Origin of the sequence: Serratia sp. JSRIV001, assembly GCF_019968745.1 — a bacterium.
Classification (GTDB): domain Bacteria; phylum Pseudomonadota; class Gammaproteobacteria; order Enterobacterales; family Enterobacteriaceae; genus Chania; species Chania fonticola_B.
Genome location: NZ_CP074147.1, coordinates 3,830,015 through 3,855,979 on the forward strand (window position 1 = coordinate 3,830,015; position 25,965 = coordinate 3,855,979).

At 52.9% G+C, this 25,965-nt stretch carries 28 protein-coding genes and 2 tRNA genes; 25 read left to right on the forward strand and 5 right to left on the reverse strand.

Annotation, left to right across the window (positions count from 1 at the left end; translation table 11 throughout):
- The first annotated feature begins 77 nt into the window (after nt 1-77).
- Nucleotides 78-362 carry a 50S ribosomal protein L25 gene (gene rplY / locus KGP17_RS17795; protein ID WP_024486231.1) on the forward strand — a complete coding sequence of 95 codons (285 nt, stop codon included), beginning with the start codon at nt 78-80 and terminating at the stop codon, nt 360-362.
- Between the two features lie 83 nt (nt 363-445).
- On the opposite strand, the gene yejK is transcribed toward rplY, so the two are convergent.
- Nucleotides 446-1,450 (reverse strand): nucleoid-associated protein YejK, encoded by a 1,005-nt coding sequence (yejK, locus tag KGP17_RS17800; protein WP_024486230.1) that lies wholly within the window; start codon nt 1,448-1,450, stop codon nt 446-448.
- A gap of 161 nt (nt 1,451-1,611) precedes the next feature.
- Here yejK and KGP17_RS17805 point away from each other — a divergent pair, with 161 nt between their 5' ends.
- From KGP17_RS17805 to KGP17_RS17815, 3 genes are all read left to right on the forward strand, one after another.
- Entirely contained in the window at nt 1,612-1,839 is a 228-nt protein-coding gene (locus tag KGP17_RS17805) for a YejL family protein (RefSeq protein ID WP_021805879.1), read from the forward strand.
- Between the two features lie 9 nt (nt 1,840-1,848).
- Nucleotides 1,849-3,633, forward strand: a complete 1,785-nt coding sequence (yejM, locus tag KGP17_RS17810; RefSeq protein WP_115158166.1) for an LPS biosynthesis-modulating metalloenzyme YejM — start codon at nt 1,849-1,851, stop codon at nt 3,631-3,633.
- Nucleotides 3,634-3,708: 75 nt separating this feature from the next.
- A tRNA-Pro gene (locus tag KGP17_RS17815) sits at nt 3,709-3,785 on the forward strand.
- A 197-nt stretch (nt 3,786-3,982) separates the two neighbouring features.
- Here KGP17_RS17815 and KGP17_RS17820 read toward each other — a convergent pair.
- Nucleotides 3,983-4,453, reverse strand: coding sequence for a hypothetical protein (locus KGP17_RS17820; protein ID WP_094981945.1), 471 nt, complete (start codon nt 4,451-4,453; stop codon nt 3,983-3,985).
- A gap of 312 nt (nt 4,454-4,765) precedes the next feature.
- Here KGP17_RS17820 and KGP17_RS17825 point away from each other — a divergent pair, with 312 nt between their 5' ends.
- Nucleotides 4,766-5,008, forward strand: coding sequence for a DinI family protein (locus KGP17_RS17825; protein ID WP_223498096.1), 243 nt, complete (start codon nt 4,766-4,768; stop codon nt 5,006-5,008).
- Nucleotides 5,009-5,093: 85 nt separating this feature from the next.
- On the opposite strand, the gene KGP17_RS17830 is transcribed toward KGP17_RS17825, so the two are convergent.
- Together KGP17_RS17830 and KGP17_RS17835 are read right to left on the reverse strand one after the other, a co-directional pair.
- Nucleotides 5,094-5,169, reverse strand: a tRNA-Thr gene (locus KGP17_RS17830).
- Between the two features lie 109 nt (nt 5,170-5,278).
- Nucleotides 5,279-6,202, reverse strand: a complete 924-nt coding sequence (locus KGP17_RS17835) for a LysR family transcriptional regulator (RefSeq protein ID WP_059201232.1) — start codon at nt 6,200-6,202, stop codon at nt 5,279-5,281.
- A 165-nt stretch (nt 6,203-6,367) separates the two neighbouring features.
- Here KGP17_RS17835 and KGP17_RS17840 point away from each other — a divergent pair, with 165 nt between their 5' ends.
- From KGP17_RS17840 to KGP17_RS17935, 20 genes are all read left to right on the forward strand, one after another.
- Nucleotides 6,368-7,783, forward strand: a complete 1,416-nt coding sequence (locus KGP17_RS17840; RefSeq protein ID WP_223498097.1) for a M20 family metallopeptidase — start codon at nt 6,368-6,370, stop codon at nt 7,781-7,783.
- Nucleotides 7,780-9,063 (forward strand): MFS transporter, encoded by a 1,284-nt coding sequence (locus KGP17_RS17845; RefSeq protein WP_223498098.1) that lies wholly within the window; start codon nt 7,780-7,782, stop codon nt 9,061-9,063. Before KGP17_RS17840 ends, KGP17_RS17845 begins: the two co-directional genes overlap by 4 nt.
- A 412-nt stretch (nt 9,064-9,475) precedes the next feature.
- Nucleotides 9,476-9,865 (forward strand): hypothetical protein, encoded by a 390-nt coding sequence (locus KGP17_RS17850; protein WP_059201234.1) that lies wholly within the window; start codon nt 9,476-9,478, stop codon nt 9,863-9,865.
- 79 nt (nt 9,866-9,944) lie between these two features.
- Complete coding sequence (locus KGP17_RS17855; RefSeq protein ID WP_223498099.1) at nt 9,945-11,003, forward strand: methyltransferase; 1,059 nt, start codon at nt 9,945-9,947, stop codon at nt 11,001-11,003.
- 69 nt (nt 11,004-11,072) lie between these two features.
- Nucleotides 11,073-11,795 (forward strand): beta-ketoacyl synthase chain length factor, encoded by a 723-nt coding sequence (locus KGP17_RS17860; protein WP_059201236.1) that lies wholly within the window; start codon nt 11,073-11,075, stop codon nt 11,793-11,795.
- Nucleotides 11,792-12,607 (forward strand): 1-acyl-sn-glycerol-3-phosphate acyltransferase, encoded by an 816-nt coding sequence (locus KGP17_RS17865; protein WP_094981948.1) that lies wholly within the window; start codon nt 11,792-11,794, stop codon nt 12,605-12,607. The genes KGP17_RS17860 and KGP17_RS17865 overlap by 4 nt, the downstream gene beginning before the upstream one ends.
- Nucleotides 12,588-12,845, forward strand: coding sequence for a phosphopantetheine-binding protein (locus KGP17_RS17870; RefSeq protein ID WP_059201237.1), 258 nt, complete (start codon nt 12,588-12,590; stop codon nt 12,843-12,845). Before KGP17_RS17865 ends, KGP17_RS17870 begins: the two co-directional genes overlap by 20 nt.
- A 12-nt stretch (nt 12,846-12,857) precedes the next feature.
- Nucleotides 12,858-13,109 carry an acyl carrier protein gene (locus tag KGP17_RS17875; protein ID WP_059201238.1) on the forward strand — a complete coding sequence of 84 codons (252 nt, stop codon included), beginning with the start codon at nt 12,858-12,860 and terminating at the stop codon, nt 13,107-13,109.
- 6 nt (nt 13,110-13,115) lie between these two features.
- The gene (locus tag KGP17_RS17880) at nt 13,116-13,697 is read left to right on the forward strand and encodes a hypothetical protein (RefSeq protein ID WP_059201239.1); all 582 of its coding nucleotides are present in this window, start codon (nt 13,116-13,118) and stop codon (nt 13,695-13,697) included.
- Nucleotides 13,694-15,055 (forward strand): AMP-binding protein, encoded by a 1,362-nt coding sequence (locus tag KGP17_RS17885; protein WP_094981949.1) that lies wholly within the window; start codon nt 13,694-13,696, stop codon nt 15,053-15,055. Before KGP17_RS17880 ends, KGP17_RS17885 begins: the two co-directional genes overlap by 4 nt.
- Nucleotides 15,042-15,392 (forward strand): hydroxymyristoyl-ACP dehydratase, encoded by a 351-nt coding sequence (locus KGP17_RS17890; RefSeq protein WP_059201241.1) that lies wholly within the window; start codon nt 15,042-15,044, stop codon nt 15,390-15,392. The genes KGP17_RS17885 and KGP17_RS17890 overlap by 14 nt, the downstream gene beginning before the upstream one ends.
- A complete protein-coding gene (locus KGP17_RS17895; protein ID WP_059201242.1) occupies nt 15,383-17,104 on the forward strand; it encodes a glycosyltransferase in 1,722 nt (573 codons plus the stop codon). The genes KGP17_RS17890 and KGP17_RS17895 overlap by 10 nt, the downstream gene beginning before the upstream one ends.
- Nucleotides 17,098-17,520 carry a thioesterase family protein gene (locus tag KGP17_RS17900; protein WP_059201243.1) on the forward strand — a complete coding sequence of 141 codons (423 nt, stop codon included), beginning with the start codon at nt 17,098-17,100 and terminating at the stop codon, nt 17,518-17,520. The genes KGP17_RS17895 and KGP17_RS17900 overlap by 7 nt, the downstream gene beginning before the upstream one ends.
- Nucleotides 17,517-18,122 carry an outer membrane lipoprotein carrier protein LolA gene (locus KGP17_RS17905; RefSeq protein ID WP_059201244.1) on the forward strand — a complete coding sequence of 202 codons (606 nt, stop codon included), beginning with the start codon at nt 17,517-17,519 and terminating at the stop codon, nt 18,120-18,122. Before KGP17_RS17900 ends, KGP17_RS17905 begins: the two co-directional genes overlap by 4 nt.
- Nucleotides 18,091-20,412, forward strand: coding sequence for an MMPL family transporter (locus tag KGP17_RS17910; protein ID WP_179251798.1), 2,322 nt, complete (start codon nt 18,091-18,093; stop codon nt 20,410-20,412). Before KGP17_RS17905 ends, KGP17_RS17910 begins: the two co-directional genes overlap by 32 nt.
- Nucleotides 20,409-20,996, forward strand: coding sequence for a DUF3261 domain-containing protein (locus tag KGP17_RS17915; RefSeq protein WP_059201246.1), 588 nt, complete (start codon nt 20,409-20,411; stop codon nt 20,994-20,996). The genes KGP17_RS17910 and KGP17_RS17915 overlap by 4 nt, the downstream gene beginning before the upstream one ends.
- Nucleotide 20,997: 1 nt before the next feature.
- Nucleotides 20,998-22,167, forward strand: a complete 1,170-nt coding sequence (locus KGP17_RS17920; RefSeq protein WP_223498100.1) for a beta-ketoacyl-[acyl-carrier-protein] synthase family protein — start codon at nt 20,998-21,000, stop codon at nt 22,165-22,167.
- Entirely contained in the window at nt 22,164-22,640 is a 477-nt protein-coding gene (locus KGP17_RS17925) for a hypothetical protein (RefSeq protein WP_059201248.1), read from the forward strand. Before KGP17_RS17920 ends, KGP17_RS17925 begins: the two co-directional genes overlap by 4 nt.
- On the forward strand, nt 22,637-23,368 hold the full coding sequence (locus KGP17_RS17930; RefSeq protein WP_059201249.1) for a 3-ketoacyl-ACP reductase FabG2: 732 nt from the start codon (nt 22,637-22,639) through the stop codon (nt 23,366-23,368). Before KGP17_RS17925 ends, KGP17_RS17930 begins: the two co-directional genes overlap by 4 nt.
- Nucleotides 23,365-24,594 carry a beta-ketoacyl-ACP synthase gene (locus tag KGP17_RS17935; protein WP_059201250.1) on the forward strand — a complete coding sequence of 410 codons (1,230 nt, stop codon included), beginning with the start codon at nt 23,365-23,367 and terminating at the stop codon, nt 24,592-24,594. The genes KGP17_RS17930 and KGP17_RS17935 overlap by 4 nt, the downstream gene beginning before the upstream one ends.
- A 181-nt stretch (nt 24,595-24,775) precedes the next feature.
- On the opposite strand, the gene KGP17_RS17940 is transcribed toward KGP17_RS17935, so the two are convergent.
- Nucleotides 24,776-25,870, reverse strand: a complete 1,095-nt coding sequence (locus KGP17_RS17940) for a succinylglutamate desuccinylase/aspartoacylase family protein (protein ID WP_051363707.1) — start codon at nt 25,868-25,870, stop codon at nt 24,776-24,778.
- Nucleotides 25,871-25,965: the final 95 nt, after the last annotated feature.

Sequence of the window (25,965 nt, forward strand, 5' to 3'; positions counted from 1 at the left end):
CCAGTGTGAAAGCAGGTTATCGAGCCTGTTACTGGGTCGCCTGTAGCAGGGTAAATTTTCTTTTAAGAGAAAAAACAATGTTCACTATCAACGTACAAGTACGTAAAGACCAGGGTAAGGGTGCGAGCCGCCGCCTGCGTGCAGCAAACAAATTCCCAGCTATCATCTATGGTGGCGAAGAAGCTGCGATTGCTATCGAACTAGACCATGATTCTGTCAAGAACATGGAAGTTAAACCAGAATTCTACAGCGAAGCCGTAGTTTTGGTTGTCGACGGTAAAGAAACCAAAGTTAAGGTTCAGGCTGTACAGCGTCACCCGTTCAAGCCAAAACTGGCTCACATCGACTTCGTTCGCGTTTAATCGCCACGTTATCGATTTTCGGGACGCCGAAGTGAAAAACGCCGCAATTGCGGCGTTTTTTATTGGCGGTCATTCAGCGATGCTTACTTGCCGCCCGTGCGACGTTGTAACTGATCGCGCAGATTCGGTGGCGTACCTCTGATCGTCAGGGTATCGGTGGCCGCATCCCAGAAAATGCGCTCCCCCAGCAGCATCGCATCAAAGTTCAGGCTGATACCGCCGCCGCTGCCGGCAAATTTGGTCAATTGGCGTAATGTGCCGCGATCCGCCGGGAAGCTATCTTCCAGCTCGTAGCCCTGTTCGCTGGAAAACTGCAGGAAATCCTTCTCGCCCACCGGGGCTATCTCTTTCGACAGTTCCTGCAGCTCGATCTCTTCACCGGCCTGCAACTGCTCATTACAGTAGCTGTAAACCTGCTGACGTACCGTCTGGCGTTCGTGTTTGCCTAGTTGAGCATCGGCACAGTAATCATCCACCGCCTGTAACAAGCCACGGTTTTGCGCTTTGGTATCCAGCCCTTCCGACGCAGCCAGGAAATCCATAAAGAAATCGGAGACCTTGCGCCCTACCCGTCCTTTGAGGAATGTCAGGTAGCGAGTCGATTGCGGGTTGGTTTCCCATTCGGTCAGATCGATACGCGCCACAATGTCCGCGTGGTTGATATCCAGATAGTGGGTAGTGCGGATATCCAACTCTTCATTGACACGCGTACTGTTGCAACTGTTCAGCACCGTAATCAACAAGTATTCCACCGCCAGATAGCGGTAATGGGCGAACAGCACCACGCCACCGTCGGCAAACGGATATTTGGCCAATTCGTCGCGCAGACGGCCGGTAGCAGCACGGCTAAATGCGAGGAAATCGTCATCACCCTTACGGCAGTTACGCAACGCGTCCGCCAGTTCGCTCTGCTCGTTGAACAGACCGTAAGCCTTACTCTTGGCGCTGTAAACGCGATGCAGCTCTGCCATCATCTCTTCCACCGCCGCATTGGTGGTAAGAAGGGAATCGCGCAACACCACTTCCAGCGTCTGCTCATCGCGTTTTACCAACTGGTGCAGTGCAATCTGCTCGATATCCAGACTCATGATCAATCCTCCTGTTCTTTGAGCGCGTATTCAAGCACTGACGAAGCCGAAAGACAACGGGCATGGCAATGCCTTAACGATCTTCACGCTATAAAAGAGCGGAAAATCACGGCTCCATACGGTAAGATATGGGACTTTGTCGAGCTTTGAGCACAATATTTATGCCACAATCATCTCGTTATAGTGACGAACACGTTGAACAACTGCTCTCTGAGCTGGTCAACGTTCTGGAAAAACACCATACTCCCACCGATCTCTCTTTGATGGTACTGGGCAACATGGTAACCAATTTGATCAACACCAGTATTGCTCCCGCACAGCGGAAGACACTGGCCAGATCGTTTGCTGAAGCCCTGCAGGCTTCTATCCGTGAAGATAAAGCGCATTAATAATTACTTATGGTGACAAACCGTCAGCGTTATCGTGAAAAAGTCTCCCAGATGATTAGCTGGGGGCACTGGTTCGCCTTATTTAATATTCTGCTCAGTATCGGGTTGGGCAGCCGCTACCTGTTTGTTACCGACTGGCCGTCCTCACTGCTGGGGCGAGTCTATGCGTTGGTCAGCCTGATTGGGCAGTTCAGCTTTATTGTCTTTGCCGCCTACCTGCTGATCATCTTCCCGCTCACCTTTGTGGTGATGTCGCAGCGCCTGCTGCGATTTATTTCCGCGACGTTGGCCACCGCTGGGCTGACGTTGCTGCTGGTCGACAGCGAAGTCTTTACCCACTTCCACCTGCACCTTAATCCGGTGGTGTGGGAGTTGGTCATCAACCCGGACCAAAGTGAGCTAGCGCGCGACTGGCAGCTGGTGTTTATCTGCGTGCCGGTGATATTCCTGATCGAAATGCTGTTTGCCACCTGGAGCTGGCAGAAACTGCGCAGCCTGAACCGGCGCAACTTCGGCAAACCGCTGGCGGTGCTGTTCATCTGTTCGTTCTTTGCTTCGCACCTGATTTATATCTGGGCGGATGCCAATTTCTATCGGCCGATCACCATGCAACGCGCCAACTTACCACTCTCTTACCCCATGACGGCGCGTAAGTTCCTGGAAAAACACGGCCTGCTCGATCAGCAAGAATATGAGCGCCGCCTGATGCAACAGGGCAATCCAGAAGCGGCTGCCGTTGAATACCCGCTCAATAGTCTGAACTACAGCGATAAAGGCAGCGGCTACAACCTGCTGATGATCGTAGTGAACGGTGTGCGTACCCAGGATATGGCGCAAGACATGCCAGGCCTGAGCCGCTTTGCCCAGGAAAATATCCGCTTCAGCGACCATTACAGCTCCGGTAACCATGCGGACACCGGCCTGTTTGGCCTGTTCTACGGTATTTCGCCTACCTATCTGGATGGCATTCTGGCCGGGCGCAAACCGGCCGCGTTGATTAGCGCGCTGAGCGATCAAGGCTATCAGTTCGGCCTGTTCTCTTCAGACGGTTTCAACGCCACGCTTTACCGCCAGGCACTATTGACCGATTTCTCGCTCCCGCCGGAACCGTTCGTGCAAAGCGATGCTGCCACCACGCATCAGTGGCAGAGCTGGTTGGCCACACAGAGCGGAAATAGCCCCTGGTTCTCCTATATCAATTTCAGCGGTGCAAAGTTCCCAGAAGGCGACAATAAGCTCTCGCCGGAAGCCTTTACCCAGCTCTATCGTACTGGCGCGAAAGACGTCGATGCGCAGATCGAGCAGGTGCTGGCAACGCTGAAAGAAAAAGGCCTGTTGGATAAAACCGTGGTGGTGATCACCGCTGAGCACGGCATAGAATTCAACGATACCGGTAAAGGCAACTGGGGAGCAGGTAGCAGCTTTAATCGCAGCCAGTTGCAGGTTCCGTTGGTCATTCACTGGCCAGGCACCCCGGCACAAACCATCAATAAGCTGACCAATCATAACGATGTGATGCGCACGCTGATGCAACGTCTGCTGCATGTGAAAACACCGGCTAACGACTATTCGCAGGGCGAAGACCTGTTTGCCGCACAGCGTAAAAACAATTGGCTCGCCACCGGCGACGGCACCCAGTTGGTGATCACCACGCCAACGCAGACGCTGACATTGGATGGTAATGGCAACTACCGTGCCTACGATCAAGACGATAACGAGATCAAAGACGAGAAACCCCAGCTAGCCCTGCTGTTACAGGTGCTGACGGATGTAAAACGCTTTATCGCCAACTAACTGCTTAAATCTAGAGCAATCGGTGAGGTAGCTGCTTGAATTTACATCCGAAAACGGTAGTATAGGGTTCTGCGTCGGCATGTAGCGCAGCCTGGTAGCGCACCGTCATGGGGTGTCGGGGGTCGGAGGTTCGAATCCTCTCATGCCGACCAATATTCAATAGAGAAACCAACCACTTACGGTTGGTTTTTTTATGTCTGAATTTTGGCTATGGTACCGCCCCTTTAACAGGCCATACCAATGGGTCATCTCAGGTCGTTCGCCAGATTGTGTCTCTCAATGGATAGCGTGACTGTTCACAAGCACATCACTAATCAGAGATCACCACCGATTAATAAGCCAACGAGTTTCAGCTCTGCGGGCAAGCGACCAGATAAAGATCGTGAACGGGCATACTCGCATCAAAACCACGCACTCTCTCTGGATCATCAATAGCCGGGTCAGCAAGCTGCTTGGCTACGTCGTCTACACTGACATCTTCAACATAAAAAGTCGCATCAGTCATTTTATTGCAGTTAAAGTAGGTCCCCATTAATACCATTTTCCCAGGGGTCGTATAGCTCTCCTGTTTATTGACCAGTGCAACAACACCATCCGCTCGTTTAGCGACGACAGTATAGCTTTCCTCCGAGCGATCAAAAACATAGGCATCATTTTCTGGATAAGTCGACCATATAGTAGACTTCTCAGCAAACAACTCTGCCAAATTAATCGCTGGCTTTAGTGCATTTTTGTTATCAGCATCTTGGGCAACTGCCGACGTCACCACACCGATGGTGCCAACCGACAGCACACCTAAAAAGAGTAATGTTTTTTTCATGGTATTAATTCCGTTTTGAAAAAGTTTTAATATGACAGGTTAAATAATAACCATATGACATATAACAAGAAGTATTGCACAACAGCTCATCTTTGCACTCAATTATGATGGGTGCATTCAAACGGACGCGCAAAGATCAATATGCATCATAAAAACCAACGATTCATACCTTGACAATTAGTGTGTAATGACAATAGAGATCACATCCCCTAGCATAGGCCACGATAAAATTTTCCCCTCCCCCTCTTGCACTCACCCCGTCCCTTCGGTCAAAATAACTGTATACATAAACAGTAAATTTAGGGTTGGGCTATGTTCGTTGAATTGGTGTTTGATAAGCGTAATGTCGCAGGGATCCCCGGTGCCGATGAAATCATCAAGGCCGAGCTGACAAAACGGGTACATCGCATCTTCCCGGATGCAGAAGTGAGGGTAAAACCCATGCAGGCCAACGGCCTTAACTCAGACGCCAGCAAAAGTGACCGCGAGAAGTTAAACCGTATGCTGGAAGAGATGTTTGAAGAGTCTGATCAATGGCTGGCCACCGATATTTAAAGGGCCTAAGGGCGCGGTCATTGACTGCGCCGCACCATGGATGCCCAAACAAAAAACCCCAGCATTTCTGCTGGGGTTTCTTATATGGTGCCGGCTACCGGAATCGAACTGGTGACCTACTGATTACAAGTCAGTTGCTCTACCTACTGAGCTAAGCCGGCGAAATCTGTCGGAAGTCGTGCTGTTTCCGTGGGGCGCAATATAATACAGCCAGACTGGAACAATCAAGCGTAATCAACAGATTATTTATCTTGTTGATTAAAAAACGGCTTATATGCCGAATTTCTCACCGATGGCCCGTTCTTCGCGGCTTAATGTCTGATTAATATAGTCCACAAACAGCTCCAAAGCCGTGCTCCGCTGCCGCCCCAGAGGTAATTGCAGCTGCAAGGTCCGCGGGCTTTGCTGCTCGACAGCAAAAGGTTTCAGGATCAATCCTTGCGGTTGCAACAACGGCATCGCGGTAAACTGGCTACAGATGGTCACCGCCAGCGGGGAGCCCTGTAAAAAATAGTACAGCGTGGAGAAGTTATCACAGGTTAGCACTGGTTCAATGAAGGTGCCATTCATCTGGCAAGCGATATCAAACAGCTGACGTATTGTGGAGCCCGGCTCTGGCAGACACACCGGATACTGGCAGAGATCCGCCAGAACCACCTGCCTGTCGGCTAATGGATGATCCTTTCTCATCAACAACAAGACCGGGGCGGGCCACGAAGCCGCTATCTCAACGCCCCGCTCTGGGTGCAAACTAAACTGCAGCACCATGTCACACTCGCCATTGCGTACCAACCGCGCCAACGTTTTAGTGTCTGCCACCGTCAGCACGAAGCTGACAGCCGGGTATTCTGCACGAAAACGCGCCATCAGTTGTGGCATCAGCATAAAGGCCACTCCGTTGCTACAGGCCACGCGTAGCGCTGTGCGCCGTTCGGCTTTCAACCCTTTGATTTCTGCCACCGCCTGTTCAATATTCAACAGGCTTTTACGAATATGGTTTTCAAAAATCTGCCCGGCCTCGGTCAGCACCATCCCCCGCGCGTGGCGTTCGAACAATGGCGTGCCAACCTGCACTTCCAGGCGCTGGATCTGCCTGCTGATCGCCGAGACCGCCACAAACAGCTGTTCACTGGCCGCACTGAGCGAACCACAGTTGGCGACCACCAGAAAAAAGCGAACCTCGCTACTCAACATGCCGTCCCTCTCCATGGTGCAAAGCTTGCCAACGAGCAAACGACCGTTGCCTTTAAAGCAAAGCTTGTTTGTTAAATGGATAATTGTGGCAAACCCCGATTTTAGCTTAGATAACAAACACAACAAGTAAAACAACACAACGCAAACACAACGGGGAAAATAATCATGACGGGTGAACAGGCCGTCGCTTTGGCGACAGCGTATTTTGACAGTGGCGAATTTCGCCGCATATTGGCGCGGCGCATCGCGCTGGCCACCGAAAGCCAGCGGCATGACGACGATGCCAGCATTTTGCTCTACCTCGAACAGGAAATCATGCCGCCGTTACGGGCATTGGGTTTCGAGTTACAACTGTTCGATAACCCGGAAGCAGCCAACCGCCCGTTTCTGATCGCCGTACGCATTGAAGATCCTTCCTTACCTACCCTGCTGAGCTATGGCCACGGCGATGTGGTTTTCGGCGATGACGAGAACTGGCGCACAGGTCTTTCGCCTTGGGAATTGAGTGAAGAAGGCGATCGTTGGTACGGCCGTGGCAGCGCGGATAACAAAGGCCAGCACAGTATTAACCTGGCGGCGCTGGAGCAGGTTTTCCACGCACGCGGGGGCAAACTAGGGTTCAACTGCAAGCTGATTTTCGAAATGGGCGAAGAGATCAGTTCCCCTGGGCTCGCGGCCATTTGCCAGCGGCAACGCGAATTGCTGCAAGCCGATCTGTTTATCGCCTCCGATGGCCCACGGCTGAACGCCACACAGCCCACATTGTTCCTAGGCTCACGCGGCTGTATCAATTTCCGCCTCAGCATTCACGCCAGGGATAACGCCTATCACTCTGGCAACTGGGGGGGATTACTCAGCAATCCTGGAACCCAACTGGCTAATGCCATCGCTTCTCTGGTTAATCAACATGGGCAGTTACAGGTTGCAGCGCTGAAACCCGCCCCTCTGGATGACAACCTGCGCGCTATTTTGCGCGATCTCAGCGTTGGCGGCCAAGCTGGCGATCCGGCGATCGATGAGAACTGGGGTGAAGCTGGCCTGACTCCAAGCGAACGCCTATATGGTTGGAACACGCTTGAAGTACTGGCCTATCAAACGGGCAACCCAGCCCGACCTATGAACGCCATCCCCGGTAGCGCTTCAGCGGTATGCCAACTGCGCTTCGTGGTCGGTACCGACTGGCAAAATCTGATCAACTATGTCCAGCAACATCTGCAGTTACATGGCTTTGGCAATGTAGAAGTGGAATGGCTGCATGGTTCACCGGCCACCCGGCTTAATCCACAAGATCCACTCGTTCCCTGGGCACTTGAGATCCTGCAACAAACCAGCGGCAAAACACCCGCATTGCTGCCCAATCTGGGCGGTTCGCTGCCTAATGACGTGTTTGCCGATACGTTGGGACTGCCCACGCTGTGGATCCCCCACTCCTATCCGGCCTGTGGTCAACACGGGGTCAATGAGCATATGTTGAAATCCATTGCTCGTGAAGGATTGCAGATCATGACTCGCCTTTTCTGGGAGTTGGGCGAAAATGGCAGCACGATCCTGGCACGACGCCGGGCAGGAGAGTCTTCATGAGCGCGATAGCCCAACAGGATAGCGTAGCGGCCAAGCCCAATTTGTATAAAACGCTGTTTGCCACCTGCATCGGCAACGCGTTGGAATGGTTCGATATCGCGGTTTATGGCTTTTTCGCCAGCTATATCGCCCATGCCTTTTTCCCTACGGAGGATCCGGCCGTTTCATTGTTGCTGACTTTCGGCAGCTTCGGTGTCTCATTCTTAATCCGCCCACTGGGTGCTGTGGTGCTCGGAGCCTACGCCGATCGGGTTGGCCGCAAGAAAGCACTCTTGATGTCCATCAGCCTGATGCTGCTTGGGGGTGCGATCATCACCTTTATGCCTACTTACGCCACCATTGGGCTGGCGGCTCCGCTGATGATCCTGATTGCCCGATTGATTCAGGGTTTTTCCGCCGGTGGGGAGTTTGGTAGTTCAACCGCCTTTCTGGTCGAACACTTCCCGGAGCGCAAGGCGTTTATCGCCAGTTGGCAGTTTGCCACGCAAGGCGCCAGCACGCTGATGGCTTCCGCCTTCGGGTTAGGTATGACCCACTGGCTGACAGAAAGCCAAATCCAGGACTGGGGCTGGCGTATTCCCTTTGCTTTTGGGCTACTGATCGGCCCGGTGGGGCTGTATATCCGCCGCCATGTGCATGAGCCGGCCAGCTTTGTACAGCAGAAGAAACCCGAAGCACCGTTAAAGATGCTGGTCGGTAATCAAAAAAACCTGCTGTTGCTGGCCATCGGGCTGATGGTGATTTCCACCGCCATCAACTACATGCTGAATTATGTGCCCACCTATGCCACCAAAAACCTGAATCTGTCCGGTTCCGCCGCCTTTAGTGCAACCCTGTTAGCCGGTGTGATTTTAACGGTAGTCACCCCGATAATGGGATTATGGGCGGAAAAAGTCGGCCGCCTGCCGTTGATGTGGGGTTCACTGATCCTGCTGCTGCTGACTATTTATCCGGCATTCCTGCTGGTGGTGAACCACACTTCGCCGATGATGCTGATGTTAATGGTTGGCTGGCTGGCCTTGCTGAAGTCCATTTACTTCTCGACGGTGCCTTCGGTGATGGCCGACTTGTTCCCGATGGCAACACGGGCCAGCGGTATGGCGATCAGTTACAACGTGGCGGTGACGGTATTTGGTGGCTTTGCACCGCTGATCTGCACCCTGCTAATCACCGCAACTGGAACCAGCCTGGCACCCAGCTATTATCTGATGATGATGGCACTGCTGAGCGGCTGGGCACTGTTAGGTAGCAGAAAACATTTGCGTTCGGCTCCGCTTTAAACTCTCTATGAGGCCATCAAATGATGGCCTCTTCATTTAGTGCAAGCAATGAAGGAGTGGTCTAGCCGCCTACTAGCACTGCTGGAGTACCATTATCGGATAAGGGGAGACACGCCTCATAAAATAAGCATATTCCTATGCTATCCTGGTTTTTTCCTAACAAAAAAAAACGCCAAACGAACCACTACCTATAGGCATTAATGCTGAAAATTTTGGTTTAATCCTCTAGGAAAAGCAGGCTTAAAGTTAGACCTTTCCTAAGCAATTTCCCGCAATCCATCTTGTGCAATTTAATTGATATCAGTATTATGCGTTGATAAATTTCACGGTTAAAAACAGTGGGCGTTAATTAAAAAATTAAACCGCTCAGTTTCCCCCAGGTTGTAACCCGCTAACAAAAGGAAATTGTTTTATGAAAAGCATCGTTAAATGGTGTGCTGCTCTTGCCGTCATCGCCACTCTGACCGGTTGTGTGCGTACTGCCCCAATACAACAAATCAACAGCACGGTCAGCACTGGTCATACCGAAGCGCAAGTCAGAACTGCAATCCTGAAAGCAGGTGTGCAACGTGAATGGGTTATGACGCAGGCTGGTCCTGGCGTCATTAATGGCCGCCTCCAGGCTCGCGACCATGTTGCTGAAATCCGCATCACCTATTCCGCAACGAATTATTCCATCGACTACGCCAGTAGCCTCAACCTGCTAGCCTCGGGTGGGAAAATTCATAAAAGCTACAACCGCTGGATACACAACCTAGATAAAGATATCCAGTTGAATTTGTCGGCTGGTGCCGCGCTGTAATTTCCAATATTGATTAGATTAGCGCCGGATACAAGCTGGCGTCACTATTTTGTATCCGGTTAAAGAGGCTGTACAACAAATGTATCAACAGGACACTCTCAGTGCACTTGATGCTATCACTGAGGCGCAACGGATTGCCTTTGCTCCAATGCTGTTTCAAACCGCCCTTTGTCTGCGCAATACGGGTGTATTAGCCTATCTGGATGAACAAGGAAAACACGGCGCCCTCCTTGAGGACATCGCTGCCAATAGCAGCGTTAATGAATATGCCGTTAGTGTGCTGTTGGATATGGGGTTAAGTGGCCGTATTGTGACTCATCAAAACGGCTATTACTTCATTGCCAAAGTGGGGCACTTCCTACTCCACGATGCCATGACCCGTGTGAATATGGATTTCACTCAAGATGTTTGTTATCAGGGGCTGTATTCTTTAGAACATGCGCTTAAGGAAGAGAAACCCGCTGGTTTAAAAGTGTTTGGTGAATGGCCGACCATCTACCCTGCCTTATCGCAATTGCCCAAGACTGCACGTGAAAGCTGGTTTGCTTTTGATCACTACTATTCAGATGCCGCATTTAATGCCGCACTACCCCATATATTTAACAATAAACCAACAACGCTTTATGATGTGGGCGGCAATACTGGAAAATGGGCGCTACGTTGTTGCCAGTACGATGATAACGTCAGCATTACCTTACTGGATCTGCCGCAGCAAATTAGCCTGGCGCGTGAGAATGTCGAAAAAGCCGGGTTATCTCATCGCATAGATTTCCATGCGGTAGATATGCTAAGCGATGCACCATTGCCCAGTGGCGCAGATATCTGGTGGATGAGCCAATTTCTTGACTGTTTTTCACCGGAACAAATTATTACTATTCTGAAAAAAATCAAACGGGTGATGAAGCCTGACGCTCAGCTATGCATTATGGAGTTGTTCTGGGATGCACAAAAATTTGAAGCGGCTTCGTTCAGCCTCAACGCCTCCTCACTCTATTTTACCTGCATGGCTAACGGCAACAGTCGCTTTTACAGCGCCGGTAAATTTTACAGTTTCCTCGAAACGGCAGGTTTCCGAGTAGAAAAACGTCTCGATAACCTCGGTATTGGTCATACCTTGTTAGTATGCCGAAAGCAATAATGATAGGGCAGCGCTCATGCTACCTTGGAGATGACACAGTCCAAACCGAGTAACCGCGGAAGCACGTTGATGAATTTTGCATTGAACATCGTTGATTGGCAGGCCATGGCCCCCGGACTAAGCGACGCATCGCAGTGGCGTCAATGGTCGCAGGAGCCTCGTGGGATCATACCCTCAGCGCCACAATCGAAGCTGACCGAACTTCCCATGATGACAGCACGCCGCCTGAGTTCAGGCAGTAGGCTGGCCGTGGAATGCGGTTTGGCCATGCTACGTCGTCAACCGGTGGATGCAGTACTCTATACCAGCCGTCACGGTGAGTTGGAGCGTAATTACCGCATTTTGCAGGCCATAGCCACCCAGCAAGCGGTTTCCCCAACTGATTTCACCATGTCGGTACATAACTCAGCCGTGGGTCACTTGACCATCACGGCGCAAAATCCTCTGGTATCATCTTCACTTTCTGCTGGCCTAGACACCTTTCAGCAAGCGTTATGTGAGGTAGTGTGTTTACTCCAAGCGGGTTACCAGAGAATATTAATGGTCGATTTTGATGGCTTGCTGCCCGAGTTTTACCACACCTACCTGCCAGAGCAGATGCCGACCTGGGCCTATGCGGTGGCGCTGGTGTTTGAACGAGGTAATACCTTACGGTGCGAGAGCAAGCCGGAAGGCACAGGGGAAGAGCCCCTACTACCGCAAAGCTTACAGTTTTTACAACACTACCTGGCCGAAGAACCAACGTTCGCCATTGCGGGTGAAAGACTGAAGTGGTATTGGAGCCGTACATGAGCGGCCTATTCGCACGTTTAAACTGGGCTTGGCGTCTGATGATGACCGGCTTTTGCTTTGTGCTGTTTGGCGTCGGCGGCCTGCTGCTATCGCTTGTCTGGTTTAATCTGCTGCTGGTACTCCAGCGCAATATTGCCAAGCGCCGCCAGGTAGCCCGGCGCAGCATTGCCGCCAGTTTCCGGCTGTTCTTATCGATAGCAAAAACGTTGGGTGTGTTGGATTATCGCATCAAGGGGATTGATATATTACGCCAGGAGCGCGGTTGTTTGGTGGTCGCTAACCATCCGACACTGATTGATTACGTGCTTTTGGCATCCGTGATGCCCGAGACAGACTGCCTGGTAAAAAGCGCTCTGCTACATAACCCCTTTGTGAGCGGAGTGATCCGGGCTGCGGATTATCTGGTCAATAGCCAGGCGGACACGCTGCTTCCAGCCTGTCAGCAACGCCTGGCACAGGGCGACACCCTACTTATTTTTCCAGAGGGAACACGCACACGCCCTGGTGAAAATATGACACTGCAGCGCGGTGCCGCCAATATTGCCGTACGATGCCGCCGTGACGTGCGCATAGCAGTGATCCATTGTAGCGAACATCTGCTTGATAAACAGAGCAGATGGTATGACGTTCCGCCCAGGAAACCCCTGTTCCAGGTAGAAGTGCGTGAACGGGTACAGATAGAACATTTTTTTGATGCAGAATCGCAACAGCCAGCATTAGCCGCAAGGCAGCTAAACCGGCATCTTTTGCATCAGTTATCACCAGGCCTTATACCTTTGTCAGGAATTAATGATGCAAGCGCTCCACCTTGAAATTAAAAATCTCATAATAAATACACTGAATTTGGATGAACTGTCTGCGGACGATATCGACACCAATGCGGCGCTGTTTGGTGAAGGATTGGGGCTGGACTCCATCGATGCTTTAGAGTTAGGGCTGATGGTGAAAAACCAGTATGGTGTCGCGCTTTCCGCCGAAAATGAAGAGATGCGTCAACATTTCTACTCAGTGGCAACACTGGCATCCTTTATCCAAGCTCAACGTGCCTGAGAAGAGCCCGCTATGACAGAACAACAAACCATATATCAGGAAGTGTCCGCGCTGCTGACCAAACTGTTCGATATCGATCCACAGGACATCAAACCTGAGGCCCGCTTGTATGAAGAGCTTGAGTTAGACAGTATCGATGCCGTCGACATGATCGTGCACCTGCAGAAGAAGACCGGGAAGAAAATCAAGCCGGAAACCTTTAAGCAGGTTCGTACCGTGCAAGATGTCGTCGATGCGGTAGAACAGCTATTGCAAGAAGCATAACCGTTTATGCCCGGCGCTCGGTCCCTGAAAGGGATACAACTGGTGGCTCTATTGGCGCTACTGGCTTGGCCATTTCTTGTCTGGTTTGGCCTGACACGCAACAGCCTTCACTGGCTGCTGCCGATCATCGCCTTGTTGCTAGCCTTTCGCCTCTATCAGGTCAAAAGTCAGCGCGGCCCTATGCGCTATGTACTGCAAGCCGTGGCACTCGCGGGTCTCACATTATGCCTAATGAGCTATGTGCTAAAAACGCATCAGTTGCTGCTATTTTACCCAGTGGTAGTCAATCTGGTCATGCTCGGCGTATTTGGTAGTTCACTGTGGAGTTCGATGCCAATGGTGGAGCGCCTTGCCCGTTTGCAGGATCCGGAGCTCCCCCCGTCAGGCGTGCGTTATACCCGCAAGGTCACCCAGATATGGTGTGTTTTTTTCATTCTGAACGGTTCGATGGCACTTTTTACCGTTCTGCTCGGTGATATTCGGTTATGGACGCTGTGGAACGGCATGATTGCCTATCTGTTGATGGGAGCGCTGATGGCTGGCGAATGGCTGGTGCGTCGCAGGCGGATATTGCGAGACAAGGCATGAATCAGATACTCCCTCTGGCCCAGTGGCTAAGTCATTCGCGTGCCGATGAAACCCCGATTGCCTGGCTTGATGAGCATATCTGGACGCTGGGGCAGTTGCGCCATGACGTAGCAGCACTGGTGAGCATCCTGCAACAATATGAAGGCGACCGCTGGGCGCTGTGTTTTGAAAACAGCTATCTGTTTATCGTCGGACTATTGGCAATATTGCATGCGGGCAAAACCCCCGTGGTTCCCGGACATAGCCGTGTTTCACTGCTGGAAGAACAACGGGCGCTGTTTAACGGCATACTGACCGACCAGGCACTGACCTGGAGCGGTACGCTGATCCAGGTCCAATCAACCGATCAAAGTAGCGAGAACCAGCCACCGCTACCCACTCTCGATCCGGCCAGCCATATCGAACTATTTACCTCCGGCTCGACAGGGCAACCACGCCGCATCATAAAGCCCATTGCCAGCCTCGATCGCGAAGCCTCCTTACTGGCTGAACGTTTTGCCGACAGGCTCACCGGCTGCCATATTGTGGCCTCGGTACCTCCGTTGCACCTTTACGGCCTCACCTTCCGCATCTTTTTACCCATGGCGCTAGGATTACCGCTGCATGCAGCAATGCTTCATTACACCGAGCAGTTGGCAACTCTGGCTAATCACCACCAATACGCCTTTATCAGCAGCCCGGCTTTTCTAAAACGCCTAGACCACCAGCTCACGCCACCGCCAGTGAATATGGTCATCTCCGCAGGGGGAGTGTTGCCTTGGGAAGACGTGGCTCAGACCGCCAGTTGGTTAGGGGTCTGGCCAGACGAAATCTACGGTAGTACCGAGACCGGGATCCTCGCCTGGCGTCACCATCAGCAGCCTGATGTAACCTGGCAGCCCTTCCCTGGCGTGCGTATCGTGGTTGACGCCGACGAGATCCGCGCTATCTCTCCGCTTATCAGCGATAGGCACGGCCTGCTCCTCGACGATATTTTGCAATTTGACGATAGCGGACGCTTCCAGATAACAGGTCGCCGCGACCGGGTGGTTAAAATTGAAGAGAAACGCATTTCACTTTGCGAGATCGAGCAACGGCTGCTGGAACTCGAAGGCATACGCGAAGCCGCAGCGCTACCGGTAACACGCGGAGGGCGCCAAGGCATTGGCGCATTGCTGGTGCTTGAAGACCATGCTCGGCAGCAGTGGCAACAAATGGGCGGCAAAGCACTGGAAATATCATGGCGTCGTGCGCTGCGCCCGTGGCTGGAACCAGTCACTATCCCTCGTTACTGGCGTATCGTCGACGAGATGCCCGTCAACAGCATGAACAAGCGCGTCTATGCGCAATTACAGGAATTGTTTCATGAGACCCCATGAGATGGCTCGCCATCAGACGCAGCAGCAGGCCGAGATCGTGTTACGGCTGGATGCGGCTTCATTCTGGTTTAAAGGCCACTTCGCAGTGCAACCTCTGCTACCCGGCGTGACACAACTAGACTGGGTGATGCACTATGCCACCTCACTGCTGGTACCCGATTTTCGCTTTCACAGTATTCAAAGTGTCAAATTCCAACAGCCCTTACTGCCGGATAACATCGTCACGCTGACGCTTGACTGGCAGGAAGAACGGCAAATCATGGTTTTCCGCTATCAACGTCATGATGGTGAGGCACGTAGCACAGCCAGCAGCGGGAAGATCCGATTATGTCGCTGAATAGTGCCACGTTTAACCCTTGTGTGGTGATCCCCTGTTATAACCACGGAGCCATGATGGCAAGTGTGCTCGCGCGCCTGCAACCCTTTGGCTTAGCCTGTCTGGTGGTGGACGATGGCAGCGACCAGGCCACCCAGCAGGAACTTGAGCGCCTGGCCACCATTCACGCGGATGTCACCTTAGTACGCCTTGCACACAATTCAGGAAAAGGCACGGCGGTGATTCGCGGATTGGAAGAGGCTCAACGCAGAGGATTTAGCCATGCGGTACAAGTCGATGCGGACGGCCAACATGCCATTGAAGATATTCCCAAGCTGATTACCCTGGCACAGATCCATCCCCAGGATTTAATTTCCGGACAACCGGTTTACGACGACTCCATACCAGCGTCGCGGCGCTATGGCCGCTGGGTAACTCACGTCTGGGTCTGGATTGAGACGCTCTCTCTACAGCTCAAAGACAGCATGTGCGGCTTCCGGGTTTACCCCATTACCCCCACCTTGGAGTTGGCGCATAAAACGGCGCTAGGCAAACGCATGGACTTCGATACGGAAGTCATGGTTCGCCTCTACTGGCAGGGGAACACCAGTTACTTTGTGCCGACGCACGTCACCTACCCCCAGGATGGGTTGTCACACTTTGATGCCTTGAAGGATAACGTGCGTATTTCACTGATGCATACCCGCCTTTTCTTCGGCATGTTGCCGCGCATCCCTACCCTGCTTTTTCGTCGATGCAACCCACACTGGGCACGTCAGAAAGAAATCAAGGGGTTGTGGGGAATGCGCATCATGCTTGCTATCTGGCGCTTACTGGGTAGAAAGGCCATTGCTCCACTGCTCTATCCGGTGGTGGCGGTTTACTGGCTTGGCGCACATCAGGCCCGTCAGGCTTCACAAGCCTGGCTGAAGCGGGTACGCAACGAGTTGACTTCACGTTCGCTCCCCATTCCTGCGCATCTCAACAGCTATCACCATTTTTTACGTTTTGCAGATGCCATGCTGGATAAAATCGCCAGTTGGCGTGGGGAAATGCGGCTAGGGCAGGATGTTGTCTTCGCCCCCAATGCCGAAGCCACGCTGGATATTGGCTCCCCACAAGGCAAATTGCTGCTGGCCTCCCATTTGGGAGATATCGAAGCTTGCCGGGCGTTGGCACAATTACAGGTGAGTAAAACCATCAATGCGCTGGTGTTCAACGACAACGCCCAGCGTTTCAAACAGATTATGGCAGAGATAGCACCCCAGGCAGGGCTCAACCTGTTGCCTGTGACCGACATCGGCCCGGATACCGCCATATTGCTCAAAGACAAACTGGATCGTGGCGAATGGGTGGCGATCGTTGGCGATCGCATCGCGGTAAAACCGCAGCGAGGAGATAGCTGCCGGGTTATCTGGAGCCGCTTTATGGGCCATCCTGCCCCATTCCCTCAAGGGCCGTTTATTCTGGCTTCGATATTGCGTTGCCCGGTGTTGCTGATCTATGCCCTGCGCCAGCAGGGAAAACTGCATTTGCACTGTGAGCCGTTTGCCGACCCTCTGCTGTTACCGCGGGCCGATCGTCAAGCCGCCTTGCAACAGGTGGTGGATCATTATGCTGAGCGTCTTGAACACTACGCGTTGCAGGCACCGCTCGATTGGTTCAACTTTTTCAATTTTTGGCAACTGCCTGACCAACAGGCCAACACCACAGACAGGAGCAAAGGGTGCTAAACGATCCCTGTTTCACCAGCGAGATAGAACTGACCGTTCCCTTTCATGATATTGATATGATGGGAGTCGTGTGGCACGGCAATTATTTCCGTTACTTTGAAATTGCCCGCGAAGCCCTGCTGAACCAATTCAACTACGGCTATCGGCAGATGAAAGAGTCGGGATATGTTTGGCCAGTGGTGGATACCCGTGTGAAATACCGCGATACGCTGACCTTTGAACAACGTATCCGCGTTCGTGCCACGTTGGAAGAATACGAAAATCGCCTGCGCATTGCCTACCAGATTTTTGACGCCGACAGCGGCAAACGCACCACAACCGGTTACACCATCCAGGTAGCGGTAGAGGAAAAAAGCCGTGAGATGTGCTTTGTCTGCCCAGACATACTGTTCGAACGTCTGGGGGTGCAGCCATGAAAGCCTGGCCTCTGCTATTCCTGCTGATCAGTCCATGGGTCAATGCCATCACGCTGAATGAATTACAGCAGCGTTTTACCGAACAACCGGTAGTGCGAGCCCATTTTGCCCAGGCTCGAACCATTAAAGATCTGCCACAGCCACTGCGTTCTCAAGGCGACATGGTGATCGCCCGCGATCAGGGTTTGCTGTGGCAACAGCAAACCCCCTTTGCCATGACGTTGATGCTCAACGACTCACGGATGGTGCAAATCATCAATAACCAGCAACCGCAGGTTATTACCGCACAAAACAACCCGCAGATGTTTCAGTTCAATCATCTGCTGCGCGCGCTATTCCAGGCCGATCGTCAGGTGCTGGAGAAAAACTTCCGCATTGATTTCCAGGAGCAAGGTGAGGGTCGCTGGACGCTATCCTTAACCCCACTGACTACCCCTCTGGACCGAATTTTTGCCACTATAGTGCTGAGTGGACAAACCTATCTGGAAACCATCCATTTAAACGATAAACAGGGCGATGTGACTGAAATCACCTTTTCTCAACACCGGCTGCAACCCGCAGCTTTGACCGATGAAGAGCGACAACGTTTTGCCGCCTACTAATGCCAAGCGCCTCGCGCTGCTTTGGGGAATCGCATGCCTGATATTAGTTGGCATGCTGCTAGCCCTATTGCCACAGGCCCGGATCAATAGCAGCGTGTTGGCGATGTTGCCCAAGCAGGCATTGGGTGCCATTCCCCCCGCGCTGAACGACGGTTTTATGCAGCGCCTGGACAAGCAGTTGGTCTGGCTGGTCAGCCCCGGAAAACAGGCAGACCCGCAGGTAGCGCAATATTGGCTTACCCAATTGCAAAAGTCCGGGATAGCAGAGACGGTGAAAGGCCCTATGGGTGCCGCAGACCAGCAAGCCTGGGGCGACTTTTTCTGGCAGCATCGTAATGGTCTGATCGACAACGCAACGCGTGAGCGCCTGCAAAACGGTGGCGAAGCCCAGGCACAGTGGGTCCTCTCTCAGCTCTATTCAGCATTCTCTGGCGTCAGCGGCAAAGAGCTACGCAACGATCCGCTAATGTTGATGCGAGGCTCACAGCTGGCTCTGGCCCAGAACAGCCAGCGTTTACGGCTGATGGACGGCTGGTTGGTTACTCAAGATGAACTGGGGAACTACTGGTATTTTCTGCATGGCGAATTGACGGGATCGTCATTTGATATGCAACAAACCCACCGCGTCGTCACTACCCTCGCCGCGCTGGAGGATCAACTCACATCACGCTATCCCCAGGCCAAGCTCCTCTCACGTGGGACGCTGTTTTACAGTGATTATGCCAGCCAACAGGCAAAACAGGACATATCTACGCTGGGGGTCGCCACCATACTGGGCGTAATACTGCTGATCGTGGTGGTTTTCCGCTCGCTGCGCCCGCTGATGCTGTGCCTGATTTCCGTTGGCATCGGTGCACTAGCAGGAACAGCAGCTACGTTGTTGCTCTTCGGTGAGCTCCATCTGATGACGCTGGTGATGAGCATGAGCATCATTGGGATCTCTGCCGACTATACGCTTTACTACCTCACCGAACGCATGGTGCACGGTAACGAGATATCGCCATGGCAGAGTCTGCTCAAAGTGCGCAATGCCCTGTTATTGGCGTTGCTGACTACCGTCGCGGCCTATTTGATCATGATGCTCGCTCCCTTCCCTGGGATACGACAAATGGCGGTGTTTGCCGCTGTGGGCCTGAGCGCATCATGCCTTACGGTGATCTTTTGGCATCCGTGGCTATGTCGCAACTTACCGGTACGCCCTATTCCTGCCGCGATCTCCCTGCTGCGCTGGCTTGCGGCCTGGAGGCATAACCGCAAACTGTCGCTGGGGCTACCTGTCGTATTGGTGTTGGTTTCTCTTGCGGGGATAGCGACATTACGCGTCGATGATGATATTGCCCAGTTGCAGGCGCTGCCGCAGGATATCCTGGCGCAGGAAAAAGCCATTACGCAGCTCACTGGGCAAAGCGTCGATCAAAAATGGTTTGTGGTCTACGGCAACACTCCTCAGCAAACCCTGGAGCGGCTTGAAGACTTCACGCCGGCACTGGAACAGGCCCGCCAGACTGGGATTATCAGCGCTTTCCGCACAATCCCGTTAAACTCACTCGCACGCCAGAAACAGGATCTCGCCCTGTTGCTGGGCGCCGCTCCTACGGTCATCCGTGCATTGCAAAATACAGGGTTAACGGACGTCACGCCCGATCTGCAAACCGCACCCGCAACGTTGGAGGATTGGCTCAACAGTCCAGCCAGCGAAGGTTGGCGCTTAATGTGGTTGACGTTGCCCAATGGCAAAAGCGGTGTGCTGGTACCTGTAGAAGGCGTTAACGACAGCACGGCTCTGAGCTCACTGGCGGAAAAACAACCGGGTGTAGTGTGGGTAGATCGCAAGGATACATTCAACGAATTATTCGCCCTCTATCGCACCATACTTACCGGCTTACTGCTGGTAGCACTGGCGGTGATCGCTTGCAGTGCGGTGTTCCGTCTCGGGTGGCGTAAGGGATTAATCAGTTTGGTGCCTTCGCTGCTGTCGCTGAGCATCGGACTGGCCACCCTATCCTTTAGCGGACATGCCGTGAACCTGTTTTCGCTACTGGCGCTGGTACTGGTGCTGGGGATCGGCATTAACTATACGCTGTTCTTCAGCAATCCACGTGGCACACCACTGACATCGTTGTTGGCGATCGCGCTGGCAATGATGACAACGTTGTTAACCCTGGGCATGCTGGTCTTTAGCAGCACTCAAGCTATCAGCAGTTTTGGGATTGTACTGGTCAGTGGGATCTTTACCGCTTTCTTGCTCTCCCCACTCGCCATGCCTGACCGTAAGCAGAGAAAAAAATGACAAATTGCGACTTCTGGCGCGCGGTTCCCCTGTTGGCCGTGCTATTGATTACCGGCTGTAGTCACTCATCGCATAATGAGGATGGCTCCCGCCCACAAGCCTGGCTTGAACCCGGCGTACGCGTCACGCTTCCGGCTCCTGGTATCACTGAAAATATCCAGTCCCAGCAATTATTGACCGGCAGCTTTAACGGCAAAACCCAGTCTTTGTTGGTCATTCTAAATGCGGATAGCAATACACTCACCTTGGCCGGGCTGTCTTCGTTAGGTATCCGCTTATTTCTCGTTACCTATGACGATAAAGGCATTCATACCGAGCAGTCGATCGTGGTGCCACAACTGCCGCCAGCCAGTCAGGTCTTGGCCGATGTGATGCTCGGCCACTGGCCGATTACCGCCTGGCAAGATCGGTTGCCGCAGGGCTGGACGCTAATCGATAAGGGCGACAAACGAGAATTACGCAACGCGCGCGGCAAACTGATAACGGAGATCACGTACCTGCAACGTAAAGATCGTCGTGAACCTATCAGCATTGAGCAACACGCGTTTAAATACCACATCACCATTCAATATCTGGATGACTGATATGATTTACATTTCTGCTATCGGCATGATCAACGCTTTGGGCCAATCGACAGAAGAGATTGCAGCCAATCTGACCCAAGGAACAGCGCCCGGCATGCGCAAGCGTGAGCATTGGTTACAGAACCAACAGGACGCGGTATTAGGCGGCGTCGACGGAGAATTACCCACTATTCCAGACAGTTTTGCCGCACATCGCAGCCGCAATAACCAATTATTATTGGCCGCTCTGGCGCAAATTCAGCCCGTGGTAGATGACGCACTGCTTCGCTTTGGTGCCGACCGCATCGCCGTAGTGCTCGGTACCAGCACCTCTGGGCTGGATGAAGGCGATCGACATGTTAGCCATATCACTAACCATGAAGAGAGCCCGAGCTGGCAATATCCACAGCAAGAGCTGGGCGATCCGTCACGCTTCCTCGCCGCTTGGTTAGGCCTGAATGGCCCTGCGTTTACTCTTTCCACCGCGTGTTCTTCCAGTGCCCGCGCGATCATCAGCGGGCGCCGTCTTATTGAGGCCGGGCTGGCGGATATCGCGATTGTTGGCGGTGCCGATACCTTAAGCCGCATGCCTATCAACGGTTTTAATAGCCTGGAGTCTCTTTCCACTACGCTTTGCCAACCGTTTGGCCGCGACCGCTGTGGTATCACCATTGGTGAAGGAGCGGCACTGATGGTACTTACCCGCGAGCCGCACCCCATAGCACTACTGGGTGTGGGTGAGTCAAGCGATGCATACCATATTTCGGCACCACATCCACAGGGTGCCGGTGCCTTGCGAGCCATCGAGCAGGCATTGCAAGACGCGGAGCTTAACCCCGCAGAGGTCGGTTACATCAATCTGCATGGAACTGCCACCTTGCTCAACGATCAGATCGAATCCAAAGTGGTTCACGATCTGTTCGGTGAAAGTGTGCCCTGCAGCTCTACCAAACATTTAACCGGGCATACCCTGGGGGCTGCGGGCATCACCGAGGCCGCTCTCAGCGCACTTATTCTGCTCTATGACTTGCCACTGCCAGCGCAGGACTTCAGCCGTTCTCCGGCGGATCCGACATTACCGCCCTGTGGTTTACTGCATGCGGCTGAACCGCTGATGCGGCCGGTCATTCTGTCTAACTCTTTCGCCTTTGGCGGTAATAACGCCAGCATCCTGCTGGGGAGGATGGCATGAGCCATTACTTATCACCGGCGGAATATCTGCCACACGACGCCCCAATGCTGCTGTTGGCAGAGGTTATCAGCGTGACGGAAGACAGTGCACATTGCCGGGTTGAGGTCAGGAGCGACAGCGTGCTGGCACCGTTCCTCAATGCGCAAGGCGAACTGCCTGGTTGGTACGCACTGGAATTGATGGCGCAAACCATAGGCGTTTGGTCAGGTTGGCATCGTCATCAGCGAGGAGAACAGCGGATCGCCCTCGGTATGGTGCTTGGAGCCAGGGAATTGGTCTGTGCTGCGGGTTACTTACCAGCAGATGCAATGCTAGACATCCAAATCAAGCTGCTGATACATGATGACCGTTTCGGGAGTTTTGACTGTGTTATTGGCGCGCAAGGTGACACGCTGGCCACCGGCCGCGTCAATACCTTTCAACCCACACCAGAAGAATCAACAATGCTTTTTAATCAGGGATCTACTGCATGAGTCGTTCAATTCTCATCACCGGAGCCAGCAAAGGTATCGGACGCGCTATTGCCAGCCAGTTAGCCGCTGACGGTTTCATCGTTGGGATACACTATCACCAAGATGAAGCTGGCGCACAACAAACGCTGGCCGCAATTACCGCTGCCGGAGGACAAGGCCGCCTGCTCTGTTTCGACATTAGCAATCGTCAGCAGTGCCGGGAGGTTCTCGAGCAAGATCTGACAGAGAATGGGGCATGGTACGGCATCGTCAGCAATGCCGGGATCGCTCGCGACGCCGCCTTCCCTGCATTGAGCGATGATGATTGGGATGAGGTTATCCACACCAATCTGGACAGTTTCTACAACGTGATCCAGCCCTGCATCATGCCAATGATTGCCGAACGTCAAGGTGGCCGCATCCTTACACTGTCTTCCGTTTCTGGCATTATGGGGAATCGGGGCCAGGTGAACTACAGTGCGGCCAAGGCAGGAATTATTGGCGCAACCAAAGCGTTGGCGATCGAACTGGCAAAACGCAAAATCACCGTCAACTGCATTGCCCCAGGACTGATCGATACCGGCATGATCAAAATGGAAGAGGTGGCGTTAAAGGAGGCCATGTCGATGATCCCGATGAAACGGATGGGCCAGGCGGAGGAAGTCGCCGGGCTTGCAAGCTATTTGATGTCTGATATAGCCGGTTACGTGACTCGTCAGGTCATTTCTATCAACGGAGGGATGCAATGATTCGTCGGGTAGTTATTACAGGTATGGGCGGTATTACCGCCTTCGGTGAAAACTGGCAGGCGGTATCCGCCAAATTGCTGGCCTATAAAAACGCCGTACGCCACATGCCTGAATGGCAAATCTATGACGGCCTGCACACCCTGCTGGGCGCCCCAATCGATGACTTCGTGCTGCCAGAACACTATACCCGTAAGCGCATACGCTCAATGGGCCGGGTGTCTCTCATGTCGACCCGCGCAACGGAATTGGCTCTGGAGCAGGCTGGGCTTATTGGCAACCCGGTGCTAACCAACGGCCAGACCGGTATCGCTTATGGCTCATCCACCGGCAGTACTGGTCCGGTGAGCGAATTCGCCACCATGCTGACCGAGAAGCACACCAATAACATCACGGGCACTACCTATGTGCAGATGATGCCTCATACTACCGCGGTCAATACCGGGTTATTCTTCGGCCTGCGCGGGCGTGTGATCCCGACGTCCAGCGCCTGTACATCAGGCAGCCAGGCCATTGGCTATGCCTGGGAGGCTATTCGCCACGGTTATCAGACTCTGATGGTTGCTGGTGGGGCAGAAGAACTGTGTCCTTCCGAGGCCGCCGTGTTCGACACGTTATTTGCCACCAGCCAACGTAATGATGAACCGCATGCCACCCCTTCCCCATTTGATCAGAACCGCGATGGTTTGGTGATTGGGGAAGGTGCTTGTACGCTGATCCTCGAAGAGCTGGAGCATGCGCAAGCACGCGGCGCAACCATCTACGGGGAAATCGTCAGCTTTGCCACCAATTGTGATGCGGCACACATCACACAGCCGCAACGTGAAACCATGCAGATTTGCATGGAACAGTCGTTGAGGATGGCCGGTCTGCAAGCGAGTGATATCGGCTATATTTCTGCCCACGGTACCGCCACCGATCGGGGAGATATTGCCGAAAGCCAGGCAACCGCCGCGATCTACGGTGATAGCGTGCCGATCTCGTCGTTGAAAAGTTACTTCGGCCATACCTTGGGGGCTTGTGGAGCACTGGAGGCCTGGTTGAGCCTGCAGATGATGCGTGAAGGCTGGTTCGCACCAACGCTAAATCTGCGTACCCCTGATGAACAATGCGGCGCACTCGATTACATCATGGGAGAAGCCCGTCATATCGACTGCGAGTTTCTGCAAACCAATAACTTTGCCTTTGGTGGCATCAACACCTCGATTGTTATCAAACGCTGGGCATAACCAACTCTAATCACCGGGAAACCGCCATCGGCAGGCGTTGCCAGCCGATTGGCACTCGCCTGGGCAAGCAAGCTCATGCCATGTATGATCAACTCACCAACGGGATCGATCCGCTAGGTTTCAGGCCGCTTGTTGCAGCAGAGAAACCGTGATCCCGACATTTACAGATGCCTCACGTCAATTAGCAACCATCAGCACACTGGGGTTCAGGATTGTTGAACAGAATACGAACCAGCAAAGCCCGGGGTTCGCGCAACGGATCATTGCCGATAGCTAACACTCGGCCATCATGGGTCGCAGTATATTCCCGAATGATGTCGCCAAATGCATTACGCTGAACCGCCACCTTCTGCCCTTTGACCACCGTATCGCCGACCTTAACCAGAACCTCGGCAAATCCGCCAACCTCAGCTCGGATCGAGCTCATTTCATTACCGATAAAGGTTTTTTGCTCTTTAGCCGTTGTCCCTAATGTTCCGGCTGTCATGCCTTGTTGAACCATCAGGTTACGCACCCCTGTCAAACTGCGCGCGATAAGTTCAGGTTGATAGAGCTTGGGCTTGCCAATTTCGAGTGTAATGGCAGGGATCTTGTTCTCAACGAAAGTGGTTTCGACGGAGCCTTTCTCACCAGGATCGGCTTTTATCTGGTCCGCCGGGAACAGTTCAGCCATTTGCTTCACCTGCGGGTTACGATAATCCGCATAGATGAACAAGGGATATTCGGTCCCCCGGCTCTGCGTGTGCATATCAACGAACAGCGTGGCATTACCCGCCCACAAATTATTCCATAGCAGCCAAGCCTGCTGTTCGGCAGCGTTACCTTTTTCTTTACCCGGCCAGACCCGGTTGAAATCGACCATATCTCCCCCGTCATTGGCCAACTGCCAGTTTCGGTTATTGGCTAACATGCCAGAAGGATTCGCGCCCACGGCACCGATCACGCTGCCTTTCAACTCTGCGGGATCCAGCTTTTCAAACACCTGCTGTATCACCCGGGTACCATTTAATTCATCACCATGGACCGCCGCTTGCAGACCCAGCTTAGGACCAGGCTGCGCACCTTTGGCCACCATAACAGGAACATACCAATGTTGACCGATCCCATTGCTGGTTCCCTGGAACATGAAGCGATAAACCTTTCCTGCCTCCAGATCGTCTACATCCAACTTGCTGATAACCGGATTACCCTCAATTTTATCTCCGGTATAAACCGTTGCCGCCTGAGCATTAAGCATTCCCGTAAGCAACACCGCCAACATCGTAATCTTATGCATAACCATTCCCTTTAGTATCAGTAAGTAACACGCGTGTGATTTCTTGATCATTGGTCAACCGACTAACAAAAGTCGTACTTCAGGAACAAGACTGG